Raw genomic sequence first — 25,893 nt, forward strand, 5'->3', positions numbered from 1 at the left:
TGCCCGCCTCCTGAGACCAACAGGACCTGCAAAGGCAATCACATGCCCAATACTGAATTTTCCCCCTCGATCGACAGCCGTCCGACCTATGGCGGGCTGGTGTCGCAAGGTGCGGCCCCTGCGATCATGGTCGCGGATGAGGCTGGCGCTGGCGCGCTGGTCGATCTTGCCGCAACGGACGCCTCCGTCATGGACCGCGCCCATATCGTGCTGGTTTCCAAATCCACCGGCGTGGCCGAACAGCTCAAAAACCTCTCCCCCGTGGCCGTCCATACGGCCCCCGATTTCGATGCCGCCACGCCGCTTGTCGACAAGCTTTTGGGCGAGGCGCGCATGGGCACGCAGCTTTATCTGGCGGGCTCCGAAGGGCTGATCGGGCATGTCTCCGCCATGGCCTTTGCCGCCGGTTTGCCGATGGATGAAATTCAGACCGAACATCGCGGCTCCATCGCGCGGCGCATCCAATGCGTGCATTGCAAAGGCATCACCGAGGATGTGACGACCGATCCGTTCACCTGTTCGCATTGCGGGTTGACGCTCTTCGTGCGGGATCATTTCTCCCGCCGTCTGGGCGTGTTTCAGGGCGTCTGCGTCGATGCGGAAACGCCGGGCGTCGTGCCGGAAACCGTGGAGATCCGCGCATGAAACTTGCTCTGAAAGTCACCAAAGTCGAACAGCTCTCGCCCCTCGTCAAACGCTTCCGCTTCGAGGACCCGACGGGCGGGTCGCTTCCGGTGTTTTCCGGTGGGGCGCATATCACGGTCGAGATGCCCGAAGGCGACACGATCCGCCGCAATTCCTATTCTCTGATCTCCGATCCTTACGATGGCACCGGCTATGAGATCGCCGTGCGCCGCGAGGACAAGGGGCGGGGCGGTTCGCTCTATATGCACAGATGCGTGTCGGAAGGCGATGCGATCACTGTTTCTGTGCCCTCGAACCTGTTCCAGCTCGATTTGCGCGCCCGGAAACATGTGCTGATCGGCGGCGGCATCGGTATCACGCCCTTCCTGTCGCAGCTCAAACAGCTCGACATGGAGCAGAAACCCTACGAGTTGCACTATGCCGCGCGGTCGCGCGATGAGGCGGCGGGGGTGAAGCTTTTGCCGCAGGCGGCGCATATCCATGTGCATATTTCGGAAGAGGGATCGCGGATGGACCTTGGCGCCATTCTCGATGGCCAGCCGCTTGGCACGCATATCTATACCTGCGGTCCCGATGGGTTGATTTCGTCCGTGGCCGATCAGGCATCGCGTCTGGGATGGCCGCAAACCTCCGTCCATTCCGAAGCCTTCGCCGCGCCGCCGCCGGGTGAACCATTTGACGTGGTGATCGCCTCCACCGGCCAGACCGTGCATGTGAAAGCCGATCAGAGCCTTTTGGAGGCTTTGGAAGCCGCCAAGGTCGAGATTGATTATTCCTGCCGCGGCGGGGCCTGCGGGCGGTGCCATACCAAGGTGACGGAGTGCGACGGGCGCATTCTGCACAACGATCACTGGCTCTCGGACGACGAGCGCGCCGCGCAAGAAGACATCATGCCCTGCATGTCGCGTTTCAAAGGCACGCGGCTCGAACTGGACCTCTGAGGAGACAGACCCATGACCATGCAATTCAATGACGAAACCTTCCGGGGCGATTATACCTATCACAACTCCGCGGAGGCGATCCGCCGCTTTCCCTTCCCGTTCGACCAAGATACCTACATGTATTCGGTCAACATCGAACAGCATCCTGGTGGGCGCAAAGGCACCCCGTTCGAGTTCAAATTCGATGTGGACGAGCATTACGTTGCCGAGATGAAGGATCGCGAGATCACGCTCGCCGAAGATCCGCTGCGCTGCCAGTCTCTGCCGCATATGGAGCTTGCGGGCTGGGATCTTCTGGAGCTGATCATGGAGGCGAAGGCCAAGGATTACCCCGCTCTCTTCACCCTGCATCGCGACGGCAACGCGTGGCATTGGATCAACAAGCCCTTGGGCATCGAGAAGAAGTTCACCTTCCTCGATCCGACCACGCTCCCGTGCGGGCCGATGGAATATATCACGCGTCAGACCCAAGGCGATTTTGCGCTTTTGCATGAGCGCGACGGCAATCTGTGGATGGACGCGGGCATGGTGACGTCTCAGGCCGACTGGTCTCTGGATTTCGACGTGGGCATGAACTTTTTCGAATGGCATGCCCCGGTGCCGAAAGCCCGCAAGATGGGCGTGTTCGACAAGGCGTTGAAATTCCTGCTCTCCGTCAGCCAAGGCCAGCACTATCGTCGCCTCAACTGGACGATGACGGTGAACCCGCGCCTCGATACCAGCCCGGAGAACTATCACAAATGGGGCCCGGAAAAGCGGACGATCACGCCGGAGAACGTGGGCCAGAAGCAATTCCTGCGCGTCGAGTTGCAGACGTTTTTCCGTCTGCCGCGCTCCAATGCGCTGGCGTTTCCGATCCGTTGCTACCTGATGAACCTCGAAGACATTGCGAGCCAGCCGAAATGGGGCCGTCGTCTGCACCGTGTGCTGCGCGACATCGACCCGGCGCTGGCGGAATACAAGGGCTTTGCGGTCAATCAGAAAATCATCGTGGACTACCTGTCGCAATTCGATGATGGTGCGCCGACGTCTCCGGGGATTTTCGCGGACGAATAAGGGGTATATCGGGAATGGCGTGGATACTTTTGACCATCGCGGGGCTTCTGGAAGTGGTCTGGGCAACCGCGATGAAATCTTCGAACGGGTTCACGGTGTTCTGGCCAAGCGTGGTGACGGTGGTTACCATGCTGGCCTCTTTCGGGCTTTTGTCGATTGCGATGAAAAGCCTGCCCTTGGGCACGTCCTATATGGTCTGGGTCGGCATCGGCGCGGTCGGGGCGTTCATCGCCGGGATCGTGCTGCATGGCGAGGCGCTGAATCTGACGCGGGTCGCCGCAGCGGCCTTGATCGTGGCGGGCATGGGATTGATGAAGCTGTCGGCTTAAGCGGGAAGGCCAACAATGCTGCGCGCCTGCGACAGGATCGCGCTGCGCAGCCCCTCCGGTCGGTCGAACAAGCGGCCACAGGTCGGACCGACCGCCTCCACCAGTGCTGCGATCATCACCGCCTTGTGGCGGATCTCCTGTGACGGGGTTTCGGGAGCGAGGGCGGCGATCATCGCTTCGATCAGGTCGGTGTGAAACCGACAGATCTGCGCCACATGCCGGGCAGGGCCGTCCTGGCGCAGGGCCAGATCCCGGAGGCCGGTGGTGATCGCCTGGGCCTTCGGATCGGCGGCGCGTTCCATGCGGAATTCGAGATAGGCGGTGAACCGCTGCGGCGCCTCGATGAGGCCCAGCGGTCCGCGGGCCTTCAACTCCGACAGGCGCCGGACCAGAACATAGCGGGTGACGGCGGTCAGCAGGTCTTCCTGTGTGGCGAAATAGTATTGCAGGTTGCTCAGCCGCATGTCGCAGCGCCGCGCCAGTGCCCGGAAGGTGAGCCCCGCGACACCTTCCTCGGCCAGTACCGCCTCGGCCTCTTCCAGCACCTTCTCGACGGTCGCCCGGCTTTTGGCGGAGGGGGCGGTGACGCCGTACAGCTCGTTGGGGCTGTCATGGCCGCTCAGCTGCGTCAGCATCTCGTCAAGGGAAAGGGACATGTCAAACGGCTCGGTCCTGTGGCGGTGGAATGGTCCTGCCCCTATCGCCCACCGGGAAGGAGGTCAATCGCTTTGCAGAAGGTTCCCTTGCGCAAGCCGCGTCAGAGACGGTTGGAAATCCAGCGGCACTGATAAGGCGCGAAGGTGATGTTCGGCTTGGTGAGGTCGATCTTTTCGCCGGTCAACAGGTCATACCATGCCTCGCCGTCGATCAGGTTGATCGAGATATGCGGCAGCTCGACCACCCGGTCGGTGACATTATGCAGCGCAAAGATGGATTGCTCGCGGTTTGGCGACTGACGCCAGATGCCGAACAGGTTTTCGCCCAGATGCATGGTGAATTGCGTGGCATTCGGGTGGAACGCCTTTTGCGCAATCCGGATGCCGATCCGGCGTTTCATTTCATTGAGAACCTGCGCGTTCTGACTGTCTGGATCGTCGAGCAGAGCGCGCAGCTCCGGGTAGTCCCAGCGATGGCGGTTGATCGCACGTTTGACGCCGGTTTTCTCGACGCCCGCATGATCGTTGTGGGTGCCGATCAGCGAATGGATGTAGAAAGCTGGAACGCCTTCGAGCGCCATGACGATGGTCTGCGAACAGAGGAAACGCTCCACCTGCTTGCCGTCCTCGCCTTTCTCGATCGTGCCTTTGAGCGCGTCGAAATAGGTGATGTTGAGCTCATAGGGTTTCTCTGAGCCGTCGGGCAGCGAGCGCATCGACACAAGCCCGCCCGAGTCGCGCACGCGCTGGATCACCTGACCAAGCTCCTCGGGGGCCAAAAGCCCCTCGGCACCGCGCACACCGATCCCGTCATGGGAGGCGGAGAAGTTGAGATAGGCACAGCCAAGCTGGGCGGGTGGCATCCGCATCAGCCATTGGTTGAGATAGAGCGAGCTTCCCGACAGGAGCGCATGCAGCAGCAAGGGCGGCAGCGAGAAGTTGTAGATCATATGCGCTTCGTTGCGGTTGCCGAAATAGCTCAGGTTTTCGGCATTGGGCACATTGGTCTCGGTCAAGAGAACCACGCGTTCCTCGGCATAATCGCAGAGAAGGCGCATGAGCCGGACGATGGCATGGGTTTGGGGCAGGTGGATGCAGGAGGTGCCAAGCTCTTTCCAAATGAAGGCCACAGCATCGAGCCGCACGATCCGCACGCCATTGTCGACATGCAGCCGCATGATCCGCAGGAATTCGAGCAGGACCTCGGGGTTCTTGAAATCCACATCGATCTGGTCGTGCGAGAAGGTGCACCAGACATGTTTCGGACCGTTGATCGTCGACACCTCGCGCAGCAGGGGCGAGGTGCGGGGGCGCGTGACCATGGACAGGTCGTCTTCGGGTGAGGCCTCTGTGAAGAATTTGTCATAGGGCTCGTGGCCCTGCCGATATTCGGTGAACCAGGTCGACATCGAAGAAACGTGGTTCAGGACCAGATCGGACATCAGGCGGAACTCGCCACCGATGCGTTGAATGTCGGCCCAGTCGCCCAGTTGGCTGTTGACCTGACGATAATCGGTGACCGCAAACCCGTCGTCGGAGGTGAAGGGGAAGAAGGGCAGGATATGCACGCCATGCACCGTGCCCTTGAGATAGCGGTTGAGGAAATCGTAGAGCAGATCGAGCGGCTTGTGCTGACCGTCGATCAGCGAGTTGCCATAGGTGATGACCAGCGTGTCGGTTTCGTTCCACAGGCTGTTGCCCGGCGCACGCGCCCGTGCGCGCGGCGTGGTGCCCTCGGGCCAGAAGGCCGCGACGATTTCGTCGGCAAGATGCTTGCTGTTCCGTTCCGGATAAATCTGGCCGATCAGCGCGCGCAGGCGCGTGCTGAATTGTGAAGACGGTTTTGCCATCGGGCGTCCCCTTCTGTTGCTCTTTCATTTCGGTAGATCAAACCGCCTGCACAGGTTCAATGGAGCGCCGGGGGAAATCCGGGCTTTCCTGTGCAAAATCTGTCGGAAGAGGGGGCGTCGTTTCAAAACCGCTCATAAATCAGGCAATCGAAACGGTTTCGGGCAAAATGGAGGGATGTCGGTCGGGAGACTCGGCTCAGACGTGATCGCCAAGGCTGGTGTCGATCAGCCAGCCACCGGGGCCTGCGATACGGTCGGGGAGCGTCACGATCATGACCTCGCGGATCGCGATGGTGGTCATGATGGCCAGAGCGAACTGGTCGAAGGTGATGGTGGACAGGTCCATGGCAACACTCCTGAAGAGACGCGAGTTGAGTGCTGACAGGGAAATTGGGCGAAAATGCGGCAGGCCTGGGGCGGGTTTGGGTTTCTTTGCCAAAATACGAAAGTGACTTATGTCAGCTTTCGAAAGGATCGTCGGGGTAGCCGACGCCCACCAGATATAGTCCTTCCGGCGGACAGACCGGCCCGCAGGCCGCGCGGTCTTTCGCCTCAAGTGCCTCCGTCACATCCTCCGGCGACCATGCTCCGGCGCCGACGCGTTCGAGCGTACCGACAAAGCTGCGCACCTGATTGTGCAGGAAGGACCTTGCCCGGAAATAGAACCGGAACTCTTGCCCGTAGGGGATGTCCATGACCTCGACACGGGCCTCGTCCAGTGTTTTGACGGGGCTGTCCGCCTGACACATGGTCGAGCGGAAGGTGGTGAAATCATGCAGCCCGATCAGTCGCTCGGCCCCCGCCTGTATCGCGTCGCGGTCGAGATCGTGATTGACCCGCCACGCCAGCCCCGCGTCATGCACCAAAGGCGCGCGCCGCGAAATCAGCCGGAACATATAGCGCCGCTCCATCGCGGAGAACCGCGCGTGCCAGTGGTCATCTACGCGCGCCGCCTTAAGGATCGCCACGGGATGGGGCTTGAGGTGATGGTTCAACGCCTCACTGAGGCGAAACGGGTCCCAGTCCTTCGCCATGTCGCAATGCGCCACCTGACCGGTCGCATGCACCCCCGCATCGGTACGCCCTGCGGCCCCGATGCCCGGGCAGTCGGGTTCGAGTTTGCGCAAAGCTTCCTCTACCGCTTGTTGAACGGACGGATGCTCTTTCTGGCGCTGCCAGCCGGCGAAAGGGGCGCCGTTATATTCGATCAAAAGGGCGTATCTGGGCATATGCGGGCCATAGCGCGGCGGGGCGGGCGCGTCCAGTGTTTCTCCCTTACAACCGCAGGCCTGAATGCCTATGTTGAGCGGGGTAACATCGGGAAAGAGGTCACGGATTTGATCCTGAACGACATTGCAGACCGGATTTTGCGCGGCGTCGAGACGGTGCAGGGCGGCGTCCATGAGGCGCTGTTCGAACCGGTGATCCGACTGGGCGTCACCGGGCTGTCGCGCTCCGGCAAGACGGTGTTCATCACCTCGCTCGTGGCCAATCTTCTGGACCGGGGCCGGATGCCGCAATTCGGACCGGCGACGGCGATCACCGCCGCCTATCTGCAACCGCAGCCGGACGACACCGTGCCGCGGTTCGACTATGAAAGCCACCTTTCCGCGCTCACCTCGCCCGAGCCGCATTGGCCGGAGAGCACCCGGGCCGTTTCCGAACTGCGCCTGTCGTTCAAGGTGCGACCTGCGGGGCTTTTGGGTGGTCTGACGGGGCAGAAAACCGTGCATCTCGATATTGTCGATTATCCCGGCGAGTGGCTTTTGGATCTCGGTCTGATGGAGAAATCCTATGCCGAATGGTCCGCCGAGGCCCTCAAAGCCGTGCGGGATCGGGCAGAAGGGGCGGCCTTTACCGCCATGCTCGGGGCGCTCGATCCGAGCCAGAAACACGATGAGCCGACCGCCAAATCTCTGGCGCAAAGCTTTACCGCCTATCTGCAAGAGGCGCGCGCGGCGGGCTATTCCGATTGCACACCGGGCCGGTTTTTGCTGCCCGGCGAGATGGATGGCTCCCCGGTTCTGACCTTCGCTCCTCTCCCAGCGGGCGCGGCCCCGCGCGGGTCTCTGCACCGCGAATTCGAGCGCCGGTTCGAGGCCTATAAGCGCGAGGTGGTCAAACCCTTCTTCCGCGATCATTTCTCGCGCATTGACCGGCAGGTGGTTCTGGTCGATGCGCTTGGCGCGATCCATTCCGGCCCGAAAGCGGTCGAAGACCTGCGCCGCACCATGGCCGATATTCTCGCGGCGTTCCGGCCGGGTCGGGTGGGGCGGATCATGTCGCTCTTGGGGCAGCACAAGGTGGAGAAAATTCTCTTTGCCGCCACCAAGGCCGATCACATCCATCACAACCAACATCCCCGCCTGACCGCGATCATGGAGGCACTGGTCCGCGATGCCCGGGATCGTGCCGATTTCGCAGGGGCTTCGACGCAGGCCATGTCTTTGGCCGCGCTTCGCGCCACCGTCGAGGAAACGATGGAGCATGAGGGCCAGAGCCTCGATGTCGTGCGGGGCATGACGGAGGGCGGCAAACAGGCGGCGTTTTATCCTGGTGAATTGCCCGAAGACCCTGCCCATATCCTGTCGCCTGCGCGCAAGGGGGCGGAGCGTTGGCTCGATGCGCAATACGAAATCATGAAATTCCGCCCCGCGCGGTTGACGCTGCGCCCCGGCGAAGGGCCGCCGCATATCCGGCTCGACCGCGCCGCCGAGTTTTTGATCGGAGATAAGCTATGACTGAGCAAAACCCCGGCGCAAAACGCGGCCCTATTCTGATCGAACTCGACGAGGCGGCGAAAGTGACGCCCTCCACCGCCGATCCCGTGCCCGACCTCGCACCGCTTGCGCGCCCTGCGGCAATGCAGCGCGTGGCGGTTCTGGCGGCGCGCAAACCCTCGGCGCTGGGGCGTTGGTTCTGGCGGCTGTTTGGGGCGCTCTTTGCCTTTACCGTCTCGATTGTGACCTATGACGCCATTATGGGGCTGATCGCGGCGCATCCCGTGCTGGGCTATGTCGCCTTGGGGCTGACCGGGGCGTTTGTCCTTGTTTTGGCGGCGATAGCGCTTCGGGAGTTGTCGGCCTTTGCCCGGCTCAAGCGCATCGACACGCTGCAAAAAGCGGCGGCGGAGGCCATGGCGAACGCCGATCTCAAGGCTGCGAAGAGCGTCGCCGACAAGCTCCTGTCGGTCTATGCGCATCGTGCGGAGTTGAACTGGGGGAAAGACCGGTTTCGCGAACGCGAGGCGGAGGTGTTCGATGCCGACGGGCTCCTGACGCTTGCGGAAGCCGAATTGCTCATCCCGCTCGATGCCGCCGCACGGCGCGAAGTCGAGGCCGCAGCCAGGCAGGTGGCGACCGTGACCGCCCTTGTGCCGTTGGCTCTGGCGGATGTGTTCACTGCTCTGACGGCAAACCTCCGAATGATCCGGCGGATTGCCGAGATTTACGGCGGGCGCTCCGGCACTTTGGGATCGTGGCGCGTGACGCGGTCGGTTCTAACCCATCTCGTGGCCACCGGGGCGGTGGCCGTGGGCGACGATCTCATCGGCACCATGGCCGGGGGCGGCGTGATGGCCAAGGTTTCGCGGCGGTTCGGCGAAGGCGTGGTCAATGGTGCGCTGACGGCCCGCGTCGGCGTGGCGGCGATTGAGGTCTGTCGTCCGCTGCCGTTCATGAAGGCGAAGAGGCCGTCCGTGTCAGGGACCGTGAAGCGGGCGCTGACGGGGTTGTTCGATAAAGGCTCAGAATAAACTTAGAAAAGCTTCGGCGGCGCGTCTTTCGGTTGGTCGCGTTGCGCGATGCCCATGCGAAAGGCGCGGCCGATGCGGTGGGCGATCTCCGACCATTTCGCGGCCGTCTCCGCATCCAGTTCCGCATTCAGTGTCTCGTCGAACAACCCGAGCCACATGGCAAAGTGATGTTCCTTCACCTCGGGCGCCATCAGATGCACGCGCTGCGGGAAGCCGTCGTAATTGCGTTCGTGCAGAATCGCATTGCGCCAGAATCGGCCGATTTTCTCCTCATGGGCGGGCCAGTCTTCGACATGCGCGCCGAACACGGGGGCAAGCTCCGGGTGGTTGCGGACACCGGCGTAAAACCGTTTGAGCACGCGGTCCATGTCGGCGTGGCTGATCTCGAATTTGGGCGGCAGGGCGGAACGGGTGTCGGACATCTGGGGCTCCTTTGAGTAAAGCTATATTCTGAATAAGTTTTTTCGGCCAGCGCCGGAATGTCGCGCATTCCTGACGGTTTCGCTTTCCAATCCTGAGTGTTTTTGTTGTTGAGTAAATATATCAACTATTTGATTTCGTTGAATATTTTTCTTGAAATCCGAAGCGATTGCTCCTATATCAGTCTCAGCAAGGACGAAAAGCCACCCATCGCAGGCAGCCATTCTCCCAGCCACTTCAGCCAGACCGCCAAAGTTTTTATGAGCCCGAATAGGGGAAGAGTGTCATGTCCGAGACCGCCTGCAAAACCTGTGCCTTTTTTGAAATCAAAGCCGCCGAAACCGACGCCAAGGGCGAATGCCGGTTCAACCCGCCGACCTTCCTGACCGAAGCGGAACACAAGGGCATGTGGCCGGTTGTGAAATCCGACGACTGGTGCGGTCAGTTCGAACAAGACGCCGCCTGAGATTTATCAGTTTCGCGATCCAGCCAGACAGCGACGCAGCCAGCTAAGCGCCCGCCCCGCCGCCTTCTCGCCAGAAAGCAAAATGAAAAGGGATGCCCGGAGATGTGGCGTCCCTTTTTCGTATTTTGACCCCGTCAAGACGGGTTTACCGCCCGCAAGCGCCGTCCTATAAGGTGCCGCATGACTTTCGTGGCGATCATTATTCGAATTATCAGCCCGGCGCTCTAACCCACTTGTGGGTGACTGCGAGCCGCCGGGACAAGGCGTATGGAGACCCGCGCCGATTTCGAACCATCCCACACCTCCCAAGGACAATTCAAAATGTGTTCCGAGACGACCACACCCGAGTATAAAGACACGCTCAACCTGCCGAAAACCGATTTCCCGATGCGCGCGGGCCTGCCGAACCGCGAGCCGGGCTGGCTTGAGCGTTGGGAAAAGATCGACGTTTACGAAAAACTGCGCGCCAAGGGCAAAGCGGACGGGCGTCCGTCTTTTGTGCTTCACGATGGCCCTCCCTATGCGAACGGGCATCTGCACATCGGGCATGCGCTGAACAAGACGATCAAGGACATCATCACGCGCTCGCATCAGATGATGGGCTTTGACGCGCGCTATGTGCCGGGCTGGGATTGTCACGGTCTGCCGATCGAATGGAAGATCGAGGAGCAATACCGCAAGAAGGGCAAGAACAAGGACGAGGTTCCTGTGGTGGACTTCCGTCAGGAATGCCGCGCCTTTGCCGATGAATGGGTGAACATCCAGCGCGAGGAATTCAAACGTCTGGGTGTCTACGGCAAGTGGGACGATCCTTATCTCACGATGAATTTCCATGCCGAGGCGGTGATCGCCGAGGAATTCATGAAGTTCCTGATGAACGGCACGCTGTATCAGGGGTCGAAACCCGTGATGTGGTCGCCGGTCGAGAAAACCGCGCTGGCCGAGGCGGAGATCGAGTATCACGATCACAAGTCGCACACGATCTGGGTGCCGTTTAAAATCGTTGAAGCTTATTCGCCGGAATACACAGAGACGCGCGATCTCACACGATCAGTTGAGGATCGCCTTGCGCACCAAGCTGAACAGGATGAGCGGGAGGCGGAGCTCAAATCGGCCCGCATCGTGATTTGGACTACGACTCCTTGGACGATCCCGTCGAACAAGGCTGTCGCATATAATCCGATGATCTCTTACGGTCTTTACAAGGTCGAGGCGACTGAAGAGGAAAGCTGGACCAAGCCGGGCGATCTCTATGTCTTTGCCGATGCGCTGGCCGAGGATGCTCTGGGCAAATCCCGTGTGACCGAGTTTGCCCGTGTGCGGGATGTGACCGCCGAAGAACTCTCCAGCCTGACCCTTGCGCACCCCTTCGCCGGTGTCGAAGGCGCCAATGGCTATTGGGATTACGAGGTCCCGATGATCGACGGGGATCACGTCACCGACGATGCCGGGACCGGGTTCGTGCATACCGCACCCAGCCATGGTGCCGACGACTACGAATGCTTTGTCAAGCGCAACTGGCTCGACCGGATGACCCATAACGTGGGTGAAGAATCCGAATTCCTGCCGCATGTGCCGTTCTTCGCCGGGCTTCAGGTGTTCGATCAGAAGGGCAAAGAGGGCAAGGCGAACGCCGCGGTGATCGACAAGCTCGTCGAAGTGGGCGGCATCATCGCGCGCGGGCGTGTGACGCACTCTTACCCGCATTCGTGGCGCTCGAAAGCGCCGGTGATCTTCCGCAACACGCCGCAATGGTTTGTCGCGGTCGACCGTACACTCGATGACGGCATGGGCACCTATGGCGACACGATCCGGGAGCGCGCGCTGACCTCCATCGACAAGCTCGTCAAATGGACGCCGCAAACCGGGCGCAACCGGCTGTATTCGATGATCGAGAACCGCCCGGACTGGGTGCTCTCGCGTCAACGGGCTTGGGGCGTGCCGCTCACGTGCTTCACCAAGAAAGGTCTGCTGCCGACCGACGAAGGGTTCCTTCTGCGCAATGACGAGCTGAACAAACGCATCTCCGCCGCGTTTGAGGAAAACGGCGCGGATGTTTGGTACGAAGAGGGCTTCAAAGAGAAGGTCTTGGACGGCATCGCCGATCCGGCGGAATACGATCAGGTCTTCGACGTTCTCGACGTGTGGTTCGATTCCGGCTCCACCCACGCTTTCGTGCTGCGTGACCGCGAAGACGGCACGCCCGATGGCATCGCCGACGTCTACCTCGAAGGCACCGACCAACACCGCGGCTGGTTCCATTCGTCCCTGTTGCAGGCCTGTGGCACCAAAGGTCGTGCGCCCTATAAAAACGTTGTAACACATGGGTTTACGCTCGATGAGAAGGGCATGAAAATGTCCAAATCGCTGGGCAACACCATCGTGCCGGAGCAGATCGTTAAGCAATACGGTGCCGACATCCTGCGGCTCTGGGTGGCGCAGACGGATTACACCGCCGATCAGCGGATCGGGCCGGAAATCCTCAAAGGCACCGCCGACAGCTACCGTCGCCTGCGCAATACGATGCGGTTCATCCTCGGGTCGCTCGGCGATTTCAACGAGGCCGACCGGATGCATTGTCGCGATATGCCGGAGCTGGAGCGCTGGGTGCTGCATCGTCTGGCCGAACTCGACACCACGGTGCGCGAGGGCTACGAGACCTTTGACTTCTCGGGCGTCTGGCAGGCGGTGTTCAATTTTGCCACCGTCGATCTGTCGTCCTTCTACTTCGACATCCGCAAGGACGTGCTTTATTGCGACGGCGACACGACCCGTCGCCGTGCAGCCCTCACCGTTCTCGACATCCTGTTCCATCGTCTGACCACATGGCTCTCCCCGATCCTCGTGTTCACCATGGAAGAGGTTTGGCTCGAACGCTTCCCGGGCGACGAGAGCTCCGTGCATCTGGTGGACTTCCCCGAAGCCACGCCGGGCTGGCTTGATGGCGATCTGGCGACGAAATGGGCGGGCATCCGCAAAGCGCGTCGTGTCGTGACCGCAGCCCTCGAAGTGCAGCGCCGCGACAAGGTGATCGGGGCCTCTCTGGAAGCCGCGCCAACCGTACATGTTGAGGACGCATCGCTTTTGGCGGCGTTGAAATCCGTCGATTTCGACGATCTCTGCATCACCTCGTCGATCACGCTCACCGGCGATCCGGCCCCGAACGAGGCCTTCCGTCTGGAAGGCGAGGTCGAAGGCATTGGTGTCGTCTTCGAGAAGGCCGAGGGGCACAAATGTGAGCGCTGCTGGAAAATCCTGCCGGATGTGGGCACGCATAGCCACGCAGGCGTCTGCGGGCGCTGCGACGAAGCGCTTGGCTAAAGCGTCACGCCTTTAAGGCGCGCTGCCAGTATTGAACACACGGAAACGGGGCTTTCGGCCCCGTTTTTTCATCTCTCGCCCTTCGAGGGCGGTGCCTGTCTTTTCAGCCTGCGTCGCGGAACGCGTCCTCCAGCCATTTCCATTCCTCATCGGTCAGAATGCCGTCGCCGTCCTGATCGTAAAGCGCGACGATCTGCGCGAGTTGCGCAAGGAAATCTTCCTGAGTGATGCGTGTGACGGTTGCGACCTCTTGCAATTTCGGTCGCTCACCCTCCGGTCCCGTGCCAGTGTCTGACATGTCATTCCCCGTTTTCCCCTGATCTTCGCTCAGCATAGGCAGAGAGAAGTGAACAAAAGGTGAGGAGGAGTATTGCGTTACGCCTTTTTCGCACGCGGATGGGCGGCGTCGTAGACTTCGAGCAGACGCGCGCCATCGACCGCCGTATAGGCCTGCGTTGTCGAGAGCGAGGCGTGGCCCAAAAGTTCCTGAATGGCCCGCAGATCGCCGCCCGCATTCAAAAGATGCGTGGCAAAGGAGTGGCGCATGGCGTGGGGCGTCACGGAGGAGGGCAGGCCGAGCTGCATGCGCGCGGCTTCCGTCACCTTGGCGATCAGCCGGGGATTGAGTGCGCCGCCGCGTTTGCCGCGAAACAGCGGGGCGTCGGGCGTCATCTCATAGGGGCAAAGCCGGACATAGTCGGCCACCGCACGGCGCGCGGCGGGGAGGACGGGCACGATCCGTTCCTTGTCGCCCTTGCCGACGATGCGAATGACCTCGCCCAAAGGCAGGGCATTCCCGGTCAGCGACAGGGCCTCTGAAATCCGCAACCCGCAGCCATAGAGCAGCGTCACCACGGCGACGTCGCGCGCCGACATCCATGGCTCGTCATGCTGCATCTCGACCGTCGCAAGCATGTCGCGGGCGGCATCCGGAGAGAGCGGGCGGGGCAGTTTTTTCTGAAACTTCGGGGAGTGGGTGGAGAGGATCGCGGTCGGATCGAAACCGTCGCGTTCGGCCAGCCAGCGGGTAAAGGTTTTGACCGCCGAGAGAGAGCGGGCCAGCGACCGCGGCGCCACGCCACGGCCCCGCTCATGCGCCATCCAGGCCCGCATATCGGTGATCTTGAGACGCGCGATCTGGGCCACGCCGAAGGTGCCGCCCTCATGCCCGGCCAGAAACGACAGCCAGCCGGACACATCGCGCGCGTAAGCGGTGATCGTGTGCTCCGAGGCGGATTTCAGCGCGCGTTCGTGATCGAGCCAGCTCGAAAGCCGATCCCGCAACCCGTCTGAAATCGCGAGGCTCATCCGAGGTAACGGCGCATCATCCGCTCGAAGACACCGGCGAAGAAGGTCAGGAGATCGGTGCCTTGCGTCGGGCGGAACATATGCGGGTCCTCGGCGCCGAAGATCAAGAGGCCGGGCAGGCGACCGGGGCCGAGATCGAGGGTCATGAGGGCTTCGGAATGGATGAAGCCGTCACCGTGGATCAGATCGGCCTCGGGCGAGACCTGCCGCAGGGTGACAGGGCGCACGGGGACGTTGCGGCCATAGGTGATATAAGTTTCGATGAAACCGGGCTCGGCGGTCAAGAGCACCTTGCCGAGCTTGCGGATGGCGGGTTCTTCTTCGGTGACCTTGGTTTCCAGAAGCAGTTTGACGCTGTCGAGCCGCAGCGTCTGGGCCACGTCGCCCGAGAGCGCATTGAGGAATTCGGTGAACTGCGTGGGCTGCAAAAGCTGCAACACGGCGCGGTGGATCTGATTGGTGCCAGCGAGATTCTCATAGGCGGCGGCGATCACGCCCCGATGGGTGTCTTCGAGCCGTCCAAGCCGCTCTTCGAGCCGCTCCATCGCCAGCCCGCGCAGATCGACCACATTGGCTCCGGTGCCGCGCTCATTGGCGGCGATCAGGGCGCGCATCACGTCCAGATCTTCGAGCACCATATCCGGGTCGGAGATGATCTTTTCGCGCAATTCATCGGCCAAGGGCGTGATTGCCCGGGGAAGCTGGGTACTCATGGTGCCTCGTCTACTGTCTCGATCCGCCGGTTTTCCGGTCGTTGTTTCGACTATGCCCGAAAACCGGGGGCGTGCGCAATTGTTTGTGGCCGCAGGCGGGGGCGTCCTCGCGTCAGGCATAAAAAATCCCCCGAACCTGTGGCGCGGGGGACTCTTTGATTTTCCTGAGCGGATCGGATCAGACGATCTTGATCAGACGATTTTGATGCCGGCGTCTTCGGCGTCTTTCACGAACTGCGCCAGACCTTTGTCGGTCAGGACATGGTTCGCCATCGCCTTGATCACGGCGGGCGGTGCGGTGATCACGTCTGCGCCGATTTTCGCGCAATCGGAGATGTGGTTCACGGTGCGGATCGAGGCGGCGAGGATTTCGGTCTCGAAGCCGTAATTGTCGTATACCGTGCGGATGTCTTCGATCAGCTCAAGCCCGTCGAGGTTGATGTCGTCGAGACGACCGACGAAGGGAGAGATAAAGGTCGCACCGGCTTTCGCGGCGAGGATCGCCTGATTGACGGAGAAGCAGAGCGTGACGTTGATCTGATGACCTTCGCCGGAGAGCGTTTTGCAGGCCTTGAGCCCGTCGAGCGTCAGCGGCAGTTTGATCACGACGTTGTCGGCGATGGTCGCAAGTTTGCGACCTTCGATGACCATGCTGTCGTAATCGAGTGCGACGACTTCGGCGGACACCGGACCATCGACCAGATCGCAGATTTCCTTGGTGACTTCGAGAATGTCACGGCCGGATTTCTTGATCAGGGAGGGGTTGGTGGTGACGCCATCGACGAAGCCCAGATCGTTGAGCTCGCGGATCGCATCGACATCAGCGGTATCGACAAAGAATTTCATGGGCGCTTCTCCTTTCGCCTGACTGTTAGCGCGTACATAGTCCAATGTGCTCGTCAGAGAAAGGGGGCCATGGAGGGGGAGACTGCAAAAGTGAGGCTGGCTTGCCCCGGGCAAACCTCCTATCTCTGAGCCATGGATGACGATTTCTTCCCCGAAGGCGCGCTTGTCGCCGTGCTGACCACCGAACCGCTCGATCGGACGCTGGATTACAAAGCGCCCGAGGGCGGGGTCGAGCTTGGTGCTTATGTTGAGGTGCCTTTGGGGCCGCGCAAGGTTTTGGGCTGTGTCTGGGGGGCGGGTGCCGGGGGCTTCGATCTCGCGAAGGCACGCTCTGTCTCGACCGTTCTCGATGTTGCGCCCATGCGCGAAGAAATGCGGCTTTTCCTTGAGAAAGTCGCGGCTTATACGCTCACGCCCATGCCCGCCATGCTGCGGCTCGCGACCCGTGCGCCGGGGCTGATGAACCCGCCGTCGATGCGCAAGGTGTACCGGCGGGGCGAGGGCCGCCCGCCGCGCGAGACCGACGCCCGGCGCAAGGTTCTGGAGACGCTGGATGAATATGGCGGGCTGGCCTTTACGCTCAAGGAACTGGCGGATGCGGCGGATGTGACGGCGTCGGTGATCAAGGGGCTTTTGCCCTCGGGCGCGATCCTCGAAGAGGACACGCCGCGCGATTTGCCCTATCGCCGTCTCGATGCGGAAGCCCCCGGCAAGGACCTGACCGAGGCGCAGGAGGCGGCGGCCACCGCCCTGCGTGAGTCGGTCGGTTCCGAGCGCTATTCCACGACGCTTCTCAAAGGCGTCACCGGCTCCGGCAAGACCGAGGTCTATCTCGAAGCTGTCGCCGAATGCCTGCGCCATGGACGGCAGGCCTTGGTGCTTTTGCCGGAGATCGCGCTGACCTCGGCCTTTCTGACCCGGTTCGAGGACCGTTTCGGCGCGCGCCCTGCCGAATGGCATTCGGGCGTGACCATGACCGAACGCCGCCGGGTTTGGAAAATGGTCGGTCAAGGCGGTGCGCAGGTGGTGATCGGGGCGCGCTCGGCGCTTTACCTGCCGTTTCAGAACCTCGGGCTGATCGTGGTCGATGAGGAGCATGACGGCTCCTACAAACAAGAGGACGGGGTGCATTACAACGCGCGCGATATGGCGGTTTTGCGTGCGTCCTTGTGTTCGGCGGCGGTGGTTTTGGCCTCTGCGACGCCCTCGCTGGAAACATGGGCCAATGTCGAGGCCGGGAAGTACAAGCGCCTCGATCTTGAAAGCCGCTATGGCCCCGCCGTGATGCCCGATATGCACGCGATCGACATGCGGGCGGAGAAGCTTCCGGCGACGCGGTTTATCTCAGACGCGCTGGTCGGGTCGGTGCGCAAGCGGATGGAGAGGGGCGAGCAGTCGCTCCTGTTTCTCAACCGTCGCGGTTATGCGCCGGTGACGATTTGTCGGGCCTGTGGCTATCAGATTCAATGCGACCATTGCGATGCGCGGATGGTCGAGCACCGGTTCCTCAAACGCCTCGTGTGCCACCAATGCGGCGAAACAAAACCGATGCCGGAGGCCTGCCCGTCCTGTGGCGTCGAAGGGCGTCTTGCGCCGGTCGGACCGGGGGTGGAACGGCTGGCCGAAGAGGTGGTGGAGCGGTTTCCGGAGGCGAAATGCGCGGTGCTGTCCTCGGATCTCTTTGCCTCGGCGCGGGCTTTGAAGGAACAAATCCGGCTGATTGCCGAGGGCGACACGGATATCATCATCGGCACGCAATTGGTCGCCAAAGGGCACAATTTTCCGAACCTCACGCTTGTGGGCGTGATCGACGCCGATCTGGGACTGCAAGGCTCCGATCTGCGCGCCGCCGAGCGGACGTTTCAGCTGATGCGACAGGTGGCGGGGCGCGCGGGGCGGTCGGAGAAAAAGGGCGTGGCTTTGCTCCAGACCTATCAGCCTGAGCATCCGGTGATCCGGGCTATTCTGGTCGGCGATGAGGAAGGGTTTTGGCGCGCCGAGGCCGCCGAGCGCAAGATGGCAGGCGTGCCGCCCTATGGCCGGATGGCGGGGATTATCCTGTCGGGGCCGGATTTGGCCGTGGTCTCCGATGTCGCCAATCATCTGGCGCGGATTGCCGGGCCTTTGCAGCGCGTTGGCGCACAAGTGTTTGGTCCCGCGCCTGCGCCGATTGCGCGGGTGCGGGGTCGGCATCGTATCCGTCTTCTGGTCAAGGCGGAGAAAACCGCACCGATTCAGGTCGCGATTGCGGAATGGGTCGGACAGGTGAAATTGCCCGCCAATGTGCGTTTGCAGATCGACATTGATCCGCAATCGTTTTGGTGAGGGGGAGGGGCGCTGCCCCTCTTGCGCCATTGGCGCAATTCACCCCGGGATATTTTCTGGACAAAAGAAGGGTTAACAGGCGAGTGCCGGGTCGGCCTGTTTGTCGATCAGAAGTGTTGTGGCAATCGCGCCGATCCACATGCAGAACAGGGCGAGCCAAGCGGTGGCGGCGAAGACCGAGCTGCCGGTGACGCCATTGCCGATGGCGCAGCCGCCCGCCAGCATCGCGCCGAAGCCCATGAGCACCGCGCCGATCATCGAGCGGCGCATGACGGGGACCGAGTCGAAGCTCTGCCAGCGGAATTCCCCCGCGATCGTCGAGGCGGCAAAGGCCCCGATCACCACGCCCGGAACGAGGCCGACGTCGAATTCCAGAACGGCGTTGCGGTCGAGAAAGAACATCAGCGTGTTGGCCGAGGGGCCGGAGAAGCTGACGGAAGAGACCGGCACGGGATCGAAGGCGACCTGCGCCAATTGCCATGTCAGATACCAGCCGACCGCGACTGCAAAGCCTACGCCTGAGGCGAAAATCCAGGTTTTCGGCCCGATCTGGTTTTTGACGGCGAGGAACAGCGCCAGCGCGGCAAACGCGAGCCCGAGGGCGAGGCCGGACCCGTTTGGCAGGTGAAGCGCGTTCAGGAGATTGATGTTTTCGCTGCCGGTGATCGACAGGGATGCAAGCCGGTCACGATAAGGCGAGAGGATGCCATGGAGGCTCATCTGGGCGGTGACGGCGAAGATCAGGCCCGAGACGACGGAGCGCAGATTGCCGGTGGAGGCGAGCACGAGCAACCGCCCGGAACAGCCCCGCGACATCACCATGCCCGCGCCGAACATCAGCCCGCCGATGATGGCGCCGGACCAAGACCCGGGCACCGCCATGACGCGAGCGTCGGCCTCGCGGAACAGGCCCATAAGCTGTGCTCCCTGCACCCAGACGATGGCGGTCGACAGCGTCAGGAACCAGACGGCCACCTTGGGGCCGAGCCGCCCGCGGGCGAATTCGACCGTGGCGGCGCGCAGACAGAATTGCGACCGCTGCGCAGAGACGCCGAAAATCAACCCGGTGATCAGGCCGAAGAGTGCCGCGGTCGGGCTTTCCCCGATCCTCTCGACAAGGCTCAGAATATCCATAGGCGGTCCTCCTCCCGCGAAGTGTGGACCATGATCGCGGTGAGCGCCCCCATGCGTCAAGCCATCTGCAGAGGGGGGTGTGCAGGAATTTCAGCTATTCAGAGGGGGATTTCCTCTCTAAAGGCGGATCATGAGCAAAGCACCTGTTTCCCTTCATGACGTCTCCCACCTGCCGCGCTGGCGACGGCCGGAGTCCCTGTTGTTCCTGATGGCCTTCGCCATGCCCGTGGCCTTTGCCACATGGAACGCGCTTTTGAACAATTTCGTCATCGAGGTGGCGGGGTTCACAGGCGTTCAGATCGGCTGGCTTCATACCGTGCGGGAAATTCCGGGCTTTCTGGCCATCGGGGTGATCGCGCTGATCATGATCGTGCGCGAACAGGTGCTGGGCGTGGTGTCTCTTTTGCTCCTGGGGGTGGCGACGGCGGTGACCGCATGGTTCCCGTCTCTGGGCGGCATTTTGACCATCACCATGCTGTCCTCCATCGGCTTTCACTATTTCGAGACGGTGAACCAATCGCTTCAGCTTCAATGGTTGCCGAAAGAGCGGGCGCCGATTGTGCTCGGGCGTCTGTTGGCGGCGGGTTCGGCGGCCTCTCTGGTGGCCTATGGGCTTTTGGTTCTGACGTGGAAGACCTTCGATCTGTCTTACAATCTGGTCTATCTGGTCTCGGGCGGGTTTACCGCGCTCGTGGCGCTCTTCGCGCTTTATGCTTATCCGCAGTTCGAAGCGCCTAATCCGCAGGCCAAGAAGCTCATTCTGAAACGCCGCTATGGGCTCTATTATGCGCTTCAGTTCATGGCAGGCGCGCGGCGGCAGATTTTCGTGGTCTTCGCGGCCTTCATGATGGTCGAGAAATTCGGGCTTGGCGTCGAAGAGATCACCGGCCTGTTCCTGATCAACTATCTCGCCAATATGATCATCGCGCCGATGATGGGGAAAATCGTCTTCATCAAGGGGGAACGTTTTGTCCTTATGCTCGAATATATCGGGCTGACGCTGGTGTTCCTGGCCTATGGCGGGATCTACTGGCTCGGGTGGGGCGTGCTCGTGGCGGCAGCGCTTTACGTCATCGACCACATGCTGTTCGGTCTGGCTTTCGCGCTCAAAACCTATTTCCAGAAAATCTCCGACCCCGAGGACATCGCGCCGACGGCGGCTGTGGCTTTCACGATCAACCACATCGCGGCGGTCTTCCTTCCTGCGCTTCTGGGCTATCTCTGGGTGGTGTCTCCGGGGGCGGTGTTTGGCCTTGCGGCGGCGCTGGCGATGGGGTCTGTCGGCCTCTCCGCCCTGATCCCGCGTCACCCGGAGAAAGGCAACGAATGGCGGCTCTTCCCGCGCGTTCGCAGCGCGGCCCCGGCCGAGTGAGTGGCATCTGCGATTGGCGCAAACCCAATTGCAGACTATATTGAGCGGAAACCGCACATACGGAGACCTGCCATGTTTGCCGCTCTGACCAAGAAACTGACCATGCCCACGCCCGATGAGGCGCTGTCGGGCCGTCCCGATGCGATCCCCACGGCGGAAGAGCATTTTGTGCTTCATGTGCCGCTCAAGGCGTCGGTGCCCGAGGGCTGCGCGGAGGCGATCTTTGGCATGGGCTGTTTCTGGGGCGTCGAGCGCATCTTCTGGCAGGTGCCGGGCGTGGTGAACACGGCGGCGGGCTATACGGCGGGCTATACGCCGAACCCGACCTATGAGGAAGTTTGCTCCGGCAAGACCGGCCACAACGAGGTGGTGCGCGTGGTCTACGATCCCACAAAGGTGAGTTACGCGACGCTTTTGAAAACCTTCTGGGAAAACCACGATCCGACCCAGGGCATGCGTCAGGGCAACGACCGGGGCACGCAGTACCGCTCCGGGATCTACGTCACGACGGACGCGCAGCGCAAAGAGGCCGAGGCCAGCCTTGCGGGCTATAACGTGTTGTTGCAGGACAAGGGCTTTGGCGCGATCACGACCGAGGTTTTGCCTGCGGGTGCGTTCTACTTTGCGGAGGACTATCATCAGCAATATCTCGCGAAGAACCCGAACGGCTATTGCGGTATTGGAGGTACCGGGGTGAGCTGTCCGGTCGGACTGTCGATGGAGCGTTCCGTGCAGTGGAACGAAGAGATGGAGCGGCCCGACAGTCCCGCGTAATTCGGCCAGAACCGGCGGCGGGTTGTGAAAATCCCGCCGGGCAGCTAAGGCAGGGGAAACCACCCAGGGAAAACCTCCTAGGGGAAACCCAAGTCCGGAGTGCCGCCATGCCGACCTTTACCGCTTTCACCAAGACCAAGGGCAAAGCCCCCGCCGAAGCCATCGGCGACGCGCTCGAATTTCTCGATCCGGAACCGACCGGCGTAGGCGTCTTCGAGATCGAGGACGGATCGGGGCTCTGGGAGGTCGGCGCCTATTTCACCGAAGCCCCCGACGAGATTGCTCTGGCGCTTCTGGCCAAGGCCAACGGTGCACCGGATTTCGTCATCTCCGAACTGCCGGAAACCGATTGGGTCGCCAAGGTGCGCCGCGATCTGGCCCCTGTGGAGGCCGGTCGCTTCTATGTCTATGGCTCGCACGATGCCGACACGCTGCCCGCCGACAAGATCGGCCTTCTGATCGAAGCCGCTATGGCCTTCGGCACCGGGCATCATGGCACCACGCTTGGATGTTTGAAGGCGCTCGATCACCTGATGGCGGAAGGCAAGACATTCGACAATGTGGCCGACATCGGCTGCGGCACCGCTGTGCTCGCGATGGCGGCGGCGAAAATCTCTGACAAGACGGTCTATGCCTCGGACATTGACGAGGTGGCCGTTGAGGTGGCCGAAAGCAACGTGCGCGCCAATGATCTTGCCGGGCGGGTGATCTGTCTCGAAGCTGCCGGGTTCAATCACCCGGTTCTGTCCGAGAAAGCCCCCTTCGATCTGGTCTTCGCCAATATCCTCAAGGGACCTCTGGTGGCGCTCGCTCCCGACATGGCGGCGAACGTGCGACCGGGCGGGCATGTGATTCTCTCCGGGATTCTCAATCCGCAGGCCGATGAGGTCGTCGAGGTTTATACACGCTCCGGATTTAATCTTGTGGAGCGCCAGGAGATTGTTGACTGGACGACGCTAACGATGGTGCGAACTGCCTAAAATCAAAGGCAAAAACCTCCTTCTCGCCCCGTTTGCCCCAATTCTGCCACAGTTCGTCGCAAGAATGTCTCAGTCGGTGGGGGCCGATGTTCACGAGGAGGCTGCTATGGCTTACGCCGGTTCGCAGCAATTGGAAAAACGGCTCACCCGCATTGAGGCGCGCAGGCGTGCGCTCAAGCGTGGCGTGGTTTATTCGGTTAACCAGGATGGTCTCATCATTGCCCGCCCGCGTCGCCGCGGGGTGCGGCGGCCGCTCTATCTGGTGTTTTTCGCCCTTGCCGGTGTGATCGCCTTCAAGGCGGCGCTTTATGCGAGCCTCGGTGCCGCGTCCTATGCGATGCGGGTTGAGGAGCTGGCGCAGGGGACGGCGATTGAGCGTGTCGCGGCCTGGGTCATGCATGCCGATCAGATCACCGTCTGGCTGGCGCTTCAGGGCAAGATGCTTCTGAGTTGAGAAATATTCACCGGGGGTCGGATGGCTGTTTCCCTCCATGTCGTCCGATCCCTGCCACGTCAAAACCCGCACCGCCCTCCGGTGCGGGTTTTCACTTTTCTGCCCTCAGACGGAAGGTTCTTCAGTCGCGTAAATCGCCCCTCTGGTGGCGCATCAGCGCTTCTGTCGAAACGAGGGGCCGCAGAAACCGGCCTTGGCAAATGTTCTCGTTTCGTGCTAACTCATTCTTAATGAATAAAACGAGCAGGTGAGATCATGCGTGTGATGGGCATCGACCCCGGGTTGCGCAATATGGGGTGGGGCATCATTGATGTCGCGGGCCCCCGTATCAGCCATGTTGCCAACGGCATTTGCCGCTCGGCCTCTTCCGACGATCTCGCCACGCGACTTTTGTCGCTGTTCGATCAACTCACGGCCATCGTCGAAACCTACCGCCCCGACAGCGCCGCCGTCGAGCAGACCTTTGTCAACAAAGACGCCGTTGCGACGCTGAAACTCGGGCAGGCGCGCTCGGTGGCTTTGCTGGTCCCGGCGCGGGCGGGGATTCCCATCGGCGAATATGCCCCGAATGCGGTGAAAAAAACCGTCGTGGGCGTTGGTCACGCCGCCAAGCAACAGGTCGAACATATGATCAAGCTGCAACTTCCCGGCGCGAAACTCGAAGGTCCGGACGCGGTCGATGCCTTGGCCATCGCGATCACACATTCCTATCACGCGCAATCCTCTTCGCGGCTGCAAGACGCGCTTAGAAAGGCCGCTTCATGATCGGTAAACTCACCGGCGTCATCGACTACATTGGCACGGATCACGTCCTGATCGACGTGCGCGGTGTCGGCTATATCGTCTATCTGTCTGAGCGCACGCGTATGTCTTTGCCGGGGCAGGGCGCGCCGGTGTCGCTCTATACCGACATGCTGGTGCGCGAGGATTTGTTGCAGCTTTTTGGTTTTACCTCGCTGCTGGAAAAAGAATGGTATCGCCTTTTGATTTCGGTGCAGGGCATCGGGTCGAAAGCCGCGATGGCGATTTTGGGCACTTTGGGGCCGGAGGCCACGGGCCGCGCGATTGCTTTGGGCGACTGGACGGCGATCAAGGCTGCACCGGGGGTCGGGCCGAAGATCGCGCAGCGGGTGGTCAATGAGTTGAAGGACAAGGCGCCTGTGGTGATGTCGATGGGCGGGAAACTGTCCGAGGCTTTGGCCGCGCCGGATGTGGGTGAGGTGATCGAAGGGGCCGCGCCCTCTGCAAAACCTGTGCAGAAGAAAGTTGCTCCGAAGGCAAACGCAAGTGCCGAGGCCGAAGCGCTTTCGGCGCTGCAAAACCTCGGCTATTCTCCCTCTGATGCCGCTGGGGCCGTGGCGCAGGCGGCGCAGGACGCGCCCGAGGCGGACACGTCCGGCCTGATCAGAGCGGCGCTGCGGCTGCTGGCGCCGAAAGGGTAAGAGATGGACCACCCGGATCCCACATTGCGCCCCGAGCGCCAGCCGCAGGATGCCGACCGCGCCCTGCGTCCGCAGGCGCTTGAGGAATTCATCGGCCAACAGGAAGCCCGCGCCAACCTGCGCGTGTTTATCGAGAGCGCCCGGATGCGCGAAGAGGCGATGGATCATGTGCTGTTCCACGGTCCGCCGGGGCTGGGCAAAACCACACTGGCGCAGATTATGGCGCGCGAGCTGGGCGTGAATTTCAAAATGACCTCCGGGCCGGTTCTGGCGAAAGCGGGCGATCTGGCGGCGATCCTGACGAACCTTGAGGCCCGCGATGTGTTGTTCATCGACGAGATTCACCGGATGAACCCGGTGGTCGAAGAGGTGCTTTACCCGGCGATGGAGGATTTCGAGCTCGATCTGGTGATCGGCGAAGGCCCGGCCGCGCGCACCGTGCGGATCGAGTTGCAGCCCTTTACACTGGTGGGCGCGACCACGCGGCTTGGGCTGTTGACCACACCTCTCAGGGATCGTTTCGGCATCCCGACCCGGCTTCAGTTTTACACCACCGAAGAGCTGCACGAGATCGTCACCCGTGGCGCGCGCCTTTTGGGCGTGCCTGCGGATGCGGATGGGGCGCATGAGATCGCCAAACGGGCGCGCGGCACGCCCCGGATCGCCGGGCGGCTTTTGCGCCGGGTGGTGGATTTCGCCGTGGTCGAGGGCGACGGGCGGATTACGAAATCTCTGGCCGACGGGGCGCTCACGCGGCTGGGGGTTGACCTGATCGGCCTCGATGGTGCGGACCGGCGGTATCTCGGGATGATCGCCGAGAATTACGGCGGCGGGCCCGTGGGTGTCGAGACCTTGGCGGCGGCGCTTTCCGAGAGCCGCGATGCCATTGAGGATGTGATCGAGCCCTATCTTTTGCAGCAGGGCCTCATTCAGCGCACACCGCGCGGACGGATGTTGACGCAGAAATCGTGGAAACATCTGGGACTTGAGGCCCCGAAAGCGCCGGACCAGTCCGACCTGTTTGGAAAGTGAGTATTTGCGGCAGCAAAGGAAACGGATGGGCTTGACCTGTCCGGGGCGTTTGCGTGCAAATGGGTCAAATTCCTT

At 61.6% G+C, this 25,893-nt stretch carries 26 protein-coding genes; 16 read left to right on the forward strand and 10 right to left on the reverse strand.

Annotated features, from left to right (window positions below):
• Window positions 1-42: 42 nt before the first annotated feature.
• Genes V1475_RS08110 through V1475_RS08125 form a run of 4 tightly spaced genes read left to right on the forward strand, consistent with a single transcriptional unit; the run spans window position 43 to window position 2,971 of the window.
• A complete protein-coding gene (locus V1475_RS08110; RefSeq protein ID WP_479412338.1) occupies window positions 43-645 on the forward strand; it encodes a dimethylamine monooxygenase subunit DmmA family protein in 603 nt (200 codons plus the stop codon).
• Entirely contained in the window at window positions 642-1,586 is a 945-nt protein-coding gene (locus V1475_RS08115; protein WP_479412339.1) for a PDR/VanB family oxidoreductase, read from the forward strand. Before V1475_RS08110 ends, V1475_RS08115 begins: the two co-directional genes overlap by 4 nt.
• A gap of 12 nt (window positions 1,587-1,598) precedes the next feature.
• Window positions 1,599-2,642, forward strand: a complete 1,044-nt coding sequence (locus tag V1475_RS08120) for a heme-dependent oxidative N-demethylase family protein (RefSeq protein WP_479412340.1) — start codon at window positions 1,599-1,601, stop codon at window positions 2,640-2,642.
• 14 nt (window positions 2,643-2,656) lie between these two features.
• On the forward strand, window positions 2,657-2,971 hold the full coding sequence (locus V1475_RS08125) for a DMT family transporter (protein ID WP_434288704.1): 315 nt from the start codon (window positions 2,657-2,659) through the stop codon (window positions 2,969-2,971).
• On the opposite strand, the gene V1475_RS08130 is transcribed toward V1475_RS08125, so the two are convergent.
• The 4 genes from V1475_RS08130 to truA all read right to left on the reverse strand — a co-directional run bounded on the left by V1475_RS08130 (window position 2,968) and on the right by truA (window position 6,706).
• Complete coding sequence (locus V1475_RS08130) at window positions 2,968-3,627, reverse strand: TetR family transcriptional regulator (RefSeq protein ID WP_479412341.1); 660 nt, start codon at window positions 3,625-3,627, stop codon at window positions 2,968-2,970. The two genes, V1475_RS08125 and V1475_RS08130, sit on opposite strands and share 4 nt — an antisense overlap.
• Window positions 3,628-3,728: 101 nt before the next feature.
• A complete protein-coding gene (locus tag V1475_RS08135; RefSeq protein WP_479412342.1) occupies window positions 3,729-5,477 on the reverse strand; it encodes a sugar phosphorylase in 1,749 nt (582 codons plus the stop codon).
• A 196-nt stretch (window positions 5,478-5,673) separates the two neighbouring features.
• Window positions 5,674-5,823: a hypothetical protein gene (locus tag V1475_RS08140; RefSeq protein ID WP_479412343.1), complete on the reverse strand. Its 150-nt coding sequence runs from the start codon at window positions 5,821-5,823 to the stop codon at window positions 5,674-5,676.
• 112 nt (window positions 5,824-5,935) lie between these two features.
• Window positions 5,936-6,706, reverse strand: coding sequence for a tRNA pseudouridine(38-40) synthase TruA (truA, locus tag V1475_RS08145; RefSeq protein ID WP_479412344.1), 771 nt, complete (start codon window positions 6,704-6,706; stop codon window positions 5,936-5,938).
• Window positions 6,707-6,814: 108 nt separating this feature from the next.
• Between truA and V1475_RS08150 the strand changes: the two genes are divergently transcribed.
• Window positions 6,815-8,218, forward strand: a complete 1,404-nt coding sequence (locus V1475_RS08150; protein ID WP_479412345.1) for a YcjX family GTP-binding protein — start codon at window positions 6,815-6,817, stop codon at window positions 8,216-8,218.
• On the forward strand, window positions 8,215-9,231 hold the full coding sequence (locus tag V1475_RS08155) for a YcjF family protein (protein WP_479412346.1): 1,017 nt from the start codon (window positions 8,215-8,217) through the stop codon (window positions 9,229-9,231). The genes V1475_RS08150 and V1475_RS08155 overlap by 4 nt, the downstream gene beginning before the upstream one ends.
• Window positions 9,232-9,233: 2 nt before the next feature.
• Here V1475_RS08155 and V1475_RS08160 read toward each other — a convergent pair whose 3' ends face one another.
• Complete coding sequence (locus V1475_RS08160; RefSeq protein ID WP_479412347.1) at window positions 9,234-9,653, reverse strand: group III truncated hemoglobin; 420 nt, start codon at window positions 9,651-9,653, stop codon at window positions 9,234-9,236.
• A gap of 284 nt (window positions 9,654-9,937) precedes the next feature.
• On the opposite strand from V1475_RS08160, the gene V1475_RS08165 reads away from it, so the two are divergent.
• Complete coding sequence (locus V1475_RS08165; protein ID WP_479412348.1) at window positions 9,938-10,117, forward strand: hypothetical protein; 180 nt, start codon at window positions 9,938-9,940, stop codon at window positions 10,115-10,117.
• 321 nt (window positions 10,118-10,438) lie between these two features.
• A complete protein-coding gene (gene ileS, locus V1475_RS08170) occupies window positions 10,439-13,438 on the forward strand; it encodes an isoleucine--tRNA ligase (protein WP_479412349.1) in 3,000 nt (999 codons plus the stop codon).
• A gap of 103 nt (window positions 13,439-13,541) precedes the next feature.
• On the opposite strand, the gene V1475_RS08175 is transcribed toward ileS, so the two are convergent.
• From V1475_RS08175 to fsa, 4 genes are all read right to left on the reverse strand, one after another.
• Window positions 13,542-13,736, reverse strand: coding sequence for a hypothetical protein (locus V1475_RS08175; RefSeq protein WP_434288691.1), 195 nt, complete (start codon window positions 13,734-13,736; stop codon window positions 13,542-13,544).
• Window positions 13,737-13,813: 77 nt separating this feature from the next.
• Window positions 13,814-14,746 carry a tyrosine recombinase XerC gene (locus V1475_RS08180; RefSeq protein WP_479412350.1) on the reverse strand — a complete coding sequence of 311 codons (933 nt, stop codon included), beginning with the start codon at window positions 14,744-14,746 and terminating at the stop codon, window positions 13,814-13,816.
• Complete coding sequence (locus tag V1475_RS08185; RefSeq protein ID WP_479412351.1) at window positions 14,743-15,459, reverse strand: DUF484 family protein; 717 nt, start codon at window positions 15,457-15,459, stop codon at window positions 14,743-14,745. The genes V1475_RS08180 and V1475_RS08185 overlap by 4 nt, the downstream gene beginning before the upstream one ends.
• A 192-nt stretch (window positions 15,460-15,651) precedes the next feature.
• Window positions 15,652-16,305 carry a fructose-6-phosphate aldolase gene (fsa, locus tag V1475_RS08190; protein WP_479412352.1) on the reverse strand — a complete coding sequence of 218 codons (654 nt, stop codon included), beginning with the start codon at window positions 16,303-16,305 and terminating at the stop codon, window positions 15,652-15,654.
• 132 nt (window positions 16,306-16,437) lie between these two features.
• Between fsa and V1475_RS08195 the strand changes: the two genes are divergently transcribed.
• The gene (locus V1475_RS08195; protein WP_479412353.1) at window positions 16,438-18,630 is read left to right on the forward strand and encodes a primosomal protein N'; all 2,193 of its coding nucleotides are present in this window, start codon (window positions 16,438-16,440) and stop codon (window positions 18,628-18,630) included.
• 72 nt (window positions 18,631-18,702) lie between these two features.
• Here the strand turns inward: V1475_RS08195 and V1475_RS08200 are convergent, their stop codons facing one another.
• Window positions 18,703-19,764 carry a YeeE/YedE family protein gene (locus V1475_RS08200; protein WP_479412354.1) on the reverse strand — a complete coding sequence of 354 codons (1,062 nt, stop codon included), beginning with the start codon at window positions 19,762-19,764 and terminating at the stop codon, window positions 18,703-18,705.
• Window positions 19,765-19,894: 130 nt separating this feature from the next.
• Here V1475_RS08200 and V1475_RS08205 point away from each other — a divergent pair, with 130 nt between their 5' ends.
• The 7 genes from V1475_RS08205 (at window position 19,895) to ruvB (ending at window position 25,818) form a co-directional block, all read left to right on the forward strand.
• Window positions 19,895-21,136 (forward strand): MFS transporter, encoded by a 1,242-nt coding sequence (locus V1475_RS08205; RefSeq protein WP_434288683.1) that lies wholly within the window; start codon window positions 19,895-19,897, stop codon window positions 21,134-21,136.
• A gap of 72 nt (window positions 21,137-21,208) precedes the next feature.
• Window positions 21,209-21,910, forward strand: a complete 702-nt coding sequence (gene msrA / locus V1475_RS08210; RefSeq protein ID WP_479412355.1) for a peptide-methionine (S)-S-oxide reductase MsrA — start codon at window positions 21,209-21,211, stop codon at window positions 21,908-21,910.
• Window positions 21,911-22,017: 107 nt separating this feature from the next.
• Window positions 22,018-22,890, forward strand: coding sequence for a 50S ribosomal protein L11 methyltransferase (locus tag V1475_RS08215; protein WP_434288680.1), 873 nt, complete (start codon window positions 22,018-22,020; stop codon window positions 22,888-22,890).
• A gap of 106 nt (window positions 22,891-22,996) precedes the next feature.
• Window positions 22,997-23,344, forward strand: coding sequence for a hypothetical protein (locus V1475_RS08220; protein ID WP_479412356.1), 348 nt, complete (start codon window positions 22,997-22,999; stop codon window positions 23,342-23,344).
• Window positions 23,345-23,599: 255 nt separating this feature from the next.
• Window positions 23,600-24,109: a crossover junction endodeoxyribonuclease RuvC gene (ruvC, locus tag V1475_RS08225; protein ID WP_066705966.1), complete on the forward strand. Its 510-nt coding sequence runs from the start codon at window positions 23,600-23,602 to the stop codon at window positions 24,107-24,109.
• On the forward strand, window positions 24,106-24,786 hold the full coding sequence (gene ruvA / locus V1475_RS08230) for a Holliday junction branch migration protein RuvA (protein WP_479412357.1): 681 nt from the start codon (window positions 24,106-24,108) through the stop codon (window positions 24,784-24,786). Before ruvC ends, ruvA begins: the two co-directional genes overlap by 4 nt.
• Window positions 24,787-24,789: 3 nt before the next feature.
• Window positions 24,790-25,818: a Holliday junction branch migration DNA helicase RuvB gene (gene ruvB, locus V1475_RS08235; RefSeq protein ID WP_479412358.1), complete on the forward strand. Its 1,029-nt coding sequence runs from the start codon at window positions 24,790-24,792 to the stop codon at window positions 25,816-25,818.
• The last annotated feature ends 75 nt before the right edge of the window (window positions 25,819-25,893 follow it).

The sequence above is a fragment of the Celeribacter sp. SCSIO 80838 genome (assembly GCF_056498065.1).

Excerpts from the sequence above, each read along its gene's own strand:
- V1475_RS08110 (WP_479412338.1), top strand. The coding sequence starts at position 43 with ATGCCCAATACTGAATTTTCCCCCTCGATCGACAGCCGTCCGACCTAT.
- V1475_RS08115 (WP_479412339.1), top strand. The coding sequence starts at position 642 with ATGAAACTTGCTCTGAAAGTCACCAAAGTCGAACAGCTCTCGCCCCTC.
- V1475_RS08120 (WP_479412340.1), top strand. The coding sequence starts at position 1,599 with ATGACCATGCAATTCAATGACGAAACCTTCCGGGGCGATTATACCTAT.
- V1475_RS08125 (WP_434288704.1), top strand. The coding sequence starts at position 2,657 with ATGGCGTGGATACTTTTGACCATCGCGGGGCTTCTGGAAGTGGTCTGG.
- V1475_RS08130 (WP_479412341.1), bottom strand. The coding sequence starts at position 3,627 with ATGTCCCTTTCCCTTGACGAGATGCTGACGCAGCTGAGCGGCCATGAC.
- V1475_RS08135 (WP_479412342.1), bottom strand. The coding sequence starts at position 5,477 with ATGGCAAAACCGTCTTCACAATTCAGCACGCGCCTGCGCGCGCTGATC.
- V1475_RS08140 (WP_479412343.1), bottom strand. The coding sequence starts at position 5,823 with ATGGACCTGTCCACCATCACCTTCGACCAGTTCGCTCTGGCCATCATG.
- truA (WP_479412344.1), bottom strand. The coding sequence starts at position 6,706 with ATGCCCAGATACGCCCTTTTGATCGAATATAACGGCGCCCCTTTCGCC.
- V1475_RS08155 (WP_479412346.1), top strand. The coding sequence starts at position 8,215 with ATGACTGAGCAAAACCCCGGCGCAAAACGCGGCCCTATTCTGATCGAA.
- V1475_RS08160 (WP_479412347.1), bottom strand. The coding sequence starts at position 9,653 with ATGTCCGACACCCGTTCCGCCCTGCCGCCCAAATTCGAGATCAGCCAC.
- V1475_RS08165 (WP_479412348.1), top strand. The coding sequence starts at position 9,938 with ATGTCCGAGACCGCCTGCAAAACCTGTGCCTTTTTTGAAATCAAAGCC.
- ileS (WP_479412349.1), top strand. The coding sequence starts at position 10,439 with ATGTGTTCCGAGACGACCACACCCGAGTATAAAGACACGCTCAACCTG.
- V1475_RS08175 (WP_434288691.1), bottom strand. The coding sequence starts at position 13,736 with ATGTCAGACACTGGCACGGGACCGGAGGGTGAGCGACCGAAATTGCAA.
- V1475_RS08180 (WP_479412350.1), bottom strand. The coding sequence starts at position 14,746 with ATGAGCCTCGCGATTTCAGACGGGTTGCGGGATCGGCTTTCGAGCTGG.
- V1475_RS08185 (WP_479412351.1), bottom strand. The coding sequence starts at position 15,459 with ATGAGTACCCAGCTTCCCCGGGCAATCACGCCCTTGGCCGATGAATTG.
- fsa (WP_479412352.1), bottom strand. The coding sequence starts at position 16,305 with ATGAAATTCTTTGTCGATACCGCTGATGTCGATGCGATCCGCGAGCTC.
- V1475_RS08195 (WP_479412353.1), top strand. The coding sequence starts at position 16,438 with ATGGATGACGATTTCTTCCCCGAAGGCGCGCTTGTCGCCGTGCTGACC.
- V1475_RS08200 (WP_479412354.1), bottom strand. The coding sequence starts at position 19,764 with ATGGATATTCTGAGCCTTGTCGAGAGGATCGGGGAAAGCCCGACCGCG.
- V1475_RS08205 (WP_434288683.1), top strand. The coding sequence starts at position 19,895 with ATGAGCAAAGCACCTGTTTCCCTTCATGACGTCTCCCACCTGCCGCGC.
- msrA (WP_479412355.1), top strand. The coding sequence starts at position 21,209 with ATGTTTGCCGCTCTGACCAAGAAACTGACCATGCCCACGCCCGATGAG.
- V1475_RS08215 (WP_434288680.1), top strand. The coding sequence starts at position 22,018 with ATGCCGACCTTTACCGCTTTCACCAAGACCAAGGGCAAAGCCCCCGCC.
- V1475_RS08220 (WP_479412356.1), top strand. The coding sequence starts at position 22,997 with ATGGCTTACGCCGGTTCGCAGCAATTGGAAAAACGGCTCACCCGCATT.
- ruvC (WP_066705966.1), top strand. The coding sequence starts at position 23,600 with ATGCGTGTGATGGGCATCGACCCCGGGTTGCGCAATATGGGGTGGGGC.
- ruvA (WP_479412357.1), top strand. The coding sequence starts at position 24,106 with ATGATCGGTAAACTCACCGGCGTCATCGACTACATTGGCACGGATCAC.
- ruvB (WP_479412358.1), top strand. The coding sequence starts at position 24,790 with ATGGACCACCCGGATCCCACATTGCGCCCCGAGCGCCAGCCGCAGGAT.